7 protein-coding genes and 1 pseudogene are annotated in these 6162 nt (G+C 62.5%); all 8 read right to left on the reverse strand.

Annotated elements, in window-relative coordinates:
* Positions 1–143 precede the first annotated feature (143 nt).
* The gene (locus CFR80_RS16470; protein WP_110507733.1) at positions 144–1430 is read right to left on the reverse strand and encodes a tail fiber domain-containing protein; all 1287 of its coding nucleotides are present in this window, start codon (positions 1428–1430) and stop codon (positions 144–146) included.
* Positions 1431–1432: 2 nt separating this feature from the next.
* Positions 1433–2149, reverse strand: a complete 717-nt coding sequence (locus CFR80_RS16475; RefSeq protein WP_258367909.1) for a hypothetical protein — start codon at positions 2147–2149, stop codon at positions 1433–1435.
* Positions 2142–3266 (reverse strand): baseplate J/gp47 family protein, encoded by a 1125-nt coding sequence (locus CFR80_RS16480; protein ID WP_110507734.1) that lies wholly within the window; start codon positions 3264–3266, stop codon positions 2142–2144. Before CFR80_RS16480 ends, CFR80_RS16475 begins: the two co-directional genes overlap by 8 nt.
* Positions 3267–3308: 42 nt before the next feature.
* Positions 3309–3671 (reverse strand): phage tail protein, encoded by a 363-nt coding sequence (locus CFR80_RS16485; protein ID WP_110507735.1) that lies wholly within the window; start codon positions 3669–3671, stop codon positions 3309–3311.
* On the reverse strand, positions 3668–4345 hold the full coding sequence (locus CFR80_RS16490) for a phage baseplate assembly protein V (RefSeq protein WP_110507736.1): 678 nt from the start codon (positions 4343–4345) through the stop codon (positions 3668–3670). The genes CFR80_RS16485 and CFR80_RS16490 overlap by 4 nt, the downstream gene beginning before the upstream one ends.
* Positions 4338–5495, reverse strand: a complete 1158-nt coding sequence (locus CFR80_RS16495) for a hypothetical protein (protein WP_110507737.1) — start codon at positions 5493–5495, stop codon at positions 4338–4340. Before CFR80_RS16495 ends, CFR80_RS16490 begins: the two co-directional genes overlap by 8 nt.
* Positions 5492–5701, reverse strand: a complete 210-nt coding sequence (locus CFR80_RS16500; RefSeq protein WP_019087358.1) for a hypothetical protein — start codon at positions 5699–5701, stop codon at positions 5492–5494. The genes CFR80_RS16495 and CFR80_RS16500 overlap by 4 nt, the downstream gene beginning before the upstream one ends.
* Positions 5702–5709: 8 nt before the next feature.
* Positions 5710–6162: pseudogene (locus CFR80_RS16505) on the reverse strand (hypothetical protein); the annotation flags it as partial.

A 6162-nucleotide genomic window follows, 5' to 3' on the forward strand; every position in this document is an offset into this window, starting at 1 on the left:
GCAGGCAAAGCCACTGGCCGAAACCGTGGTCCAGCCATAGGCCATGGCCGCAAGCTGGCCCAGACCGACATACGCATTGCGCTGGGCGTTCAACTGGTCGCTGTCCAGCGGAATCTGCGCGGGGTAGACGATCTGTCTGTCCATTATTTCGCCTCCAGCGCAGCAACCCGCGTCAGCAGCGCCGCATAGTTGTTTTCGAGTGTCGCAATCCGGTCCCGGCTATCGTCGATCAGAACGGCATGCACCAGCTCCATGCGCAGGCCCTGACGGTATTTCTGCGTGCCATCGGCGTTCAGAATGGGCTGATCTTCATAGACCGGATCGACAGCAGGCGTTACGACGGTGACTTCGCCCGTCTCGGGGTCTGTGGTGGTAACGGCCTCCTTGCCGGGCGTGACCAGAACATTCTGTGTCAGCGCGTCATTGCACCACAGCGCCGTCATGGTCGGGTCGATGTTCGCCGCCGTCAGCAGGGCAAACACATCCTGCGCGAGATAGCCAACATGGTAGCGCGCCTTGTCTGCCCCTTTCTTGGCGATCATATCGTTCCACTGATACAGCCGCGTCAGGAGCGGACGCAGGGCGACTTTGATCTGTGCGAGTGTGAAGGGTGATTCTGCCGAGGCGAGGGTTTTTTCGGTGGCGTCAGACGTGTTGATCGCCGCTGTGCCTGCAAAAATCTGCGCAATGCGGTTCGACGACGCGCCGAATACTATGACGTTGTCTGATCCCGGTAGAAGATACCCACCCGGCGTATTCGTCCCGATATCGTAACTGTTGAAATAGATGTTTCCTTGGTTACGGCAAACGAAACCTACCACTGACCCAGTCGGGTTTGGGGCACCGATTTGCATGTTTCCGGTGGATTGCTGCGCCCCCAAAACGTATTGAGTCTGCAACCCACCCACGGTTGCGATGCCAGTGACGGTAGCGAGAACGGAGACGACGTTTGCCCATTTATACGCAGAAACCCCTAGTGATGTGGTGTTATCGGCATCAGGAATCACGATGCCGCCAAGACCGGCCATTGTGAAATATACATGCCCGTTTGATTGCAGTCGCAGACCCAAACCGTTGACGTCCTGAACCGCGAAGCCGGACCCAGTGGCGGTGAAATTGGGGGCGGATGAAGCACCCTCGGCATTCATACCAGTGACGCCACCAGCCACACCAATCTGTGACGACTGCACCGCCCCATTGGCCGTCGCGGCGATGTCGGCCAGTGCCGTTCCAGTAGTCCCCGCAGCCGAACCGGCAGGCACGACAACGGATTGTGACAGGTCTTTCCCGGCCAGCCACGGGACAACATACGTCGCGGTGATCCGCATGGAGGACTGCGTGCCGTCCTCTGCCGTGCGGACGATCTCAAGCAGATCCGTATCGTCAAGCGTGGCACCGTCTGGCAACTGGGGAATGGTTATGCCGGTCATGATCAGTTATCCTCAAGGATGGTTGAAATGCGGGTCTGGCCATCCTGTGTCAGTCGGATGGTGCCGTCCTGCGTCAGGCGGATAGCGGGATCGGTTGGCAGGTTTTCTACGTCCTGCACCCATGCAATCGTGCCTGCGGGCATGACATTGGCAATGCGGGTCAGGGTCTGGGTTGCGGGCTGGCTGGTATCGCCCGTGGGGAGTTGGGCAAAAAGCTGGAAGGGTGCGCCGCGCGAGCCATAGCGCAGGGCGGTCGCGCCATAGCCATAGCCGCCGCCAATGGCCGGGCTGGACAGGCTGCCCAGCCCCTTGCAGTCGGTGGCATTGCGCGGCTCGATCACGCGGCCTGCGGTGCCCACTTCATCGGCAATCACGTTCACCACATCGGGCCGGGTGCCGAGCGAGGGGAACAGGGCTTCTTCGATACGGGTGCGAAAGGCGTCGTCGCTTTCTCCGGGGTTGCGGGTCAGCATGGTGCCGAAGAAGTCAGCAGCAAACATGTCCAGGAACGCGCCAGTCATGGTCGCCAGCCGGGTCTGGTCGGCCGTTCCTGACAGCATGGCCCATATCCATACAAACACGCTGCCGAAACCCTGCAGCAGCGCATTCAGCACCGGGGCCTGTTCCGTCTCGCCCGCGGCGGCCGCGGATGGAAACCAGCCGGTCGGCAGCAGCCTGCGGATGCGCAGGGCGAAACCGTTCTGCGTTACGTCAGCCAAAGGACACCGTCCCCGCACGATAGGCCGTGCCGGTCAGTGCCGGCAGGTCAATCGTGCCACCGGCCAGTGTCACGCCGGTCACGTTGGTGACGGACGTGCTGGCGGCATAGGCGATCTGGATCAGGCGCGAATAGCTGGCCGCATCCCCGATGGCGAGGCTGTTGAGGTAGGTTGCGATATTGGTGCTGATCGTGGCCTGCACCGTGGCGAGGTTGCCCGTGCCATCCACGCTGACCGTCATGGTCACGGGCGGACGCACCACGTTCGGGCGCACGACCATGATGGACACGGCGGCCGGACGCACATCATCCACCGCCACATACACGGCATTGATCGTGGCGTCCGACACGTCGCCTGACCCGTCATCGACATACACCACCACATTGCCGGGCAGGAAGGCGCCGGACGTGTCCACGTTCTCCACTACCTGATAGATCAGGTCGGCGGATACATCGGTCACCGCGTTCTCGATCGCCGCCACCGTCGCCTTGGACCGGCTGTTGATGTAGGCCACGAACCGCGTGCGCAGGGCGGCATCCGTTTCCCCATCGCTGCCATTGGTCAGGGCTGCGGCGTTGGTGACGGTGTCAATGCCCGCAACCGCCGTGCCCAGCAGGCAGATGGCACCTGCTGCCACGTTGCCCGTGCTGCCGGTGGTCTCGCACTGGACCGGCACGGTGATGGACGCCGTGCCCGCAGGCCGGACATAGGCGCTGTCGGCTGCCGACCATGCGGCATTCGTGCTGTCCTCCACCACGTCATAGATCAGGTTCGACGCCGTCTTGACCGTAGCGCCCACCGCAATGGTGGCCGACTGGCTGGATGGCGTGAAGGATGTAAAGGTGACGGTGCCGGTCGCCGCCGTCCCCGGTTCGCGCGACAGGCCGAAATCCTGCACAAAACTGTCCACGTCCGACCCGATGGAGGTCGCAAGCCGCGTGCGCGACAGGATTTGCAGGGCAATGAACTGGAACCACAGCCCCAGCCCCGCCACGGCTTCAAGCATGGCGCGACCGGCGGACCCGACATTCAGGTCCAGCAGCGCCGGGCACGCGCCCTGCGCCGCGGCCACCATGTTGCCCAGCGTCGTCTTGAATGACTGGAAGGTTATGGCCAAGCGGGCCTCCCATAAAAAAAGGCGGCTCCGGGGAACCGCCTGTCAGGTGCTCAGTGTCAGTTCCTGCACCATGCCGGTCGTGGCGTCGGTGTAGGATATGGCCAGAAGATAAGCCCCGGTTTTCGGGCTGGTTATGGTCACGGTGACGGGTTGGGTCTGGTCCACGCCTGCCTCGGCCTGCATCTGTTGCAGCACAAGGGCGCGGATGCCCGCTTCATCCATCACCGTGCCGACCCGGGCGGGCAGGCCCGCGCCGTAATCGGGCTGCCAGATATACGCGCCCGCATTGGTGCATAGCCTGCGCAGCAGCGCTTGGCGGGTCTGGTCCGCGCCCGTGACCACGGCCACGCCGCCAGTGCCCGACAGGTCAAGGTCGCCGCCCATGGTGTGGGACAGCGCGCTCATGACGGCGCGCCCGTGGTGCCCGGCGCATCGGTGACCGGGTGGGTGTGGCTGTGGCCTGATGTGCCGTTGGCCAGCACGTCCTTCTGGCCTGTCACGGTGCCCTGTGCGGTCATGTCTTTATCCGTGGTGATGGAGCCGCCGGTGACGGACAGGCCGTTACCATCCAGCGTCATGGCCACGCCGCCGACCTTCCATGCCTTGCCGGTGGCGGTCAGCGTCTCGGTGGCATCCCCTGCCCCGCTGTAGATCGTGTCCTTGGTAATATGCCACCAAGGCGCGTTCTGCGTGACATTGCCCGGCGTTGTCTCGCCATTGGGCGGGGGCGTGGCGCATCCTGCCACGATCAGCAGTTCGCCAGGCTGTGCTGGCTTGCCCGTGGCGGGGGAGTTGGGCGGCATCACCACGGCATCATAGATCGGAACCGCCGCCACGCCGTGTTCCGCGTCGGCCTCGACATGCACGACCATGACGTGGGTGCCGATATCAGGAGGACAGGCAACGCGCAGGCTGCCGACCTGCATCGCGCCCCATGGCAGCCAACCGCTTTCAATGTCGGACGGCTGGGTCATGACCTTGACGGCATGGTTTACCGGGTCTACGGCGCTGACGATACCAAACTCCGGTTGCGCCTGCGCATTCGCGATGTTGGAACCCACCATGCGCATGTCAGCCATTATCTTCGTCCTTCGTCACATCGCGGTTGCGCAAGGTAATCTGCTGTGTGAAGCCGCCAGACCACGAAAAGCGGCTACTGACCGCGTCCACATCAAGCGTGCCATCCCATGTCGTGCCAGTGCCGGTGATCTGCATGAACTGGCGCGGGGCCAGCGTGATGCGGCCTGGTATCTGGCCACTGATGACGCGCTCATGCGCCACGATTTCGTTATATTTCTGCTGGGCATACTGCTGCACCAGATCAAGGCGCGCGCCCGGCAACGTGAAGCTGTGGACGTTACCAGTGCTTTCCGCTTTCTTGGTCGATCCGCCCTCCACAGACCAGTAATACTCCACCCGGTTGCGCTGGCGGCTGTCCCATGCCGTAACGTGGACCACGACGCCCTTTCCGATCTGGTAATCCCTCGTAAAGCGCAGGCCACTTGCCCCCATCTGGATCGGATTGAGCGGGCCGGTGTCGCTATAATCCAGCGTGTGGGTGTTGCTCTTGTCGGCAGTCGGATACGGCGCACAGACAATAGTTTTCCCATCGGCATACAGGTCGCTGCCGGTCATGTTCGCCAGATAGCTGGCGAGGTCAAACGCAGTCTGAAAGCGACTATGGCTCGAGGCCGATTTCCGCTTGTGTTCGACCTGCCAGAACTGGCCCACCATACCATCGGTCATGGTTACGTTGGGCGTTAGGCCCGCATCGGCGATCATTGCCTTGACCACATCAGCCCCGGTCATGTTCATCCAGCCAGACAGCACACGCATATCCAGCAGCTTGGCCAGGTAGTCGCGGCACTGGATATGTACGGACGTTTCTGCCGGGGACCATTCGACATGATCCACGATACCCTGGAACATGGTCGTCCACTGTGCGCCGGTCCGGGCTTCGTCGCGCATCTGCAAGGTGATGTCGATATCAGGAAGCGCGGATCCGCTCGATGATGCCGCCAGATCAAACCATAGGCCGCCCGTGGCGATCTGGGTACGGTCCAGCGCCAGCGTCATATCCAGTGTATCGGCCCGGCTGTATCGGGTGCGGGTAAGCGTGAATTCTTCCAGCAAGGTGACGGTGGTTTCAGCTCCGTCAACCAAGAGCCGGGCGCGTGGGGCGCGCCATATGCGGTGCCCTTTGGTTGTAACGCTGATTGTCTCGCTCATGCCGACACCCCAGGCACGCCGCTCGCCAGTGATGCATCAACGGTCGGCAGGATGATCTGAACTGGCGTCAGGAAGTTGGACAGATCGGGATCCGTCAGACCGTTCAATTGCGCAATCCGCCACCACTGCGTTGCATCCCCAAGCTGCGCCGCCGCAACGTGATACAGCGACATGTCCGCTGCCGTTACCTTGATCGTAGTTGCCATGGGGTATCCTATTGCGCGGTTACAAGCGGGCCGTTCTGGGTGCCGTCCGTGGCTGTCAGGGTGTTCGCATAGGCGCGATTGACCAGTGAGCCGGACGTGACCGATGCGCTGTGCAACTCCGCATTCTGGGTCAGGGTGGACAGTCCCGCCGCGCCGTTCAGGCTCACCCCCTCAAGGTTCGCGCCTGTCTGGCTGATACCAGTTGTCAGGCCAGTGCCAGCCGCTTCCAGGCCGGTCAGCAGGCTTGCCGCGCTTTCCGGGGTCGAGGCCAGATTGACGCCCGCGCCAGACAGGCCGCCGACCACCGACAGATTATCCTGCACGCCAGAAAACAGGCCGCCAGCGCCAACCATGTCGGCAATCGGCGTCACCTGCCCCACAACCGTGGATAACTGGCCCGCGATATTGCCTGTAATGGTGGCTACATCACTCACGGCACCGGTGATGGATGAAACGACAGA

The sequence above is a fragment of the Komagataeibacter oboediens genome, assembly GCF_003207815.1.
GTDB lineage: Bacteria > Pseudomonadota > Alphaproteobacteria > Acetobacterales > Acetobacteraceae > Komagataeibacter > Komagataeibacter oboediens.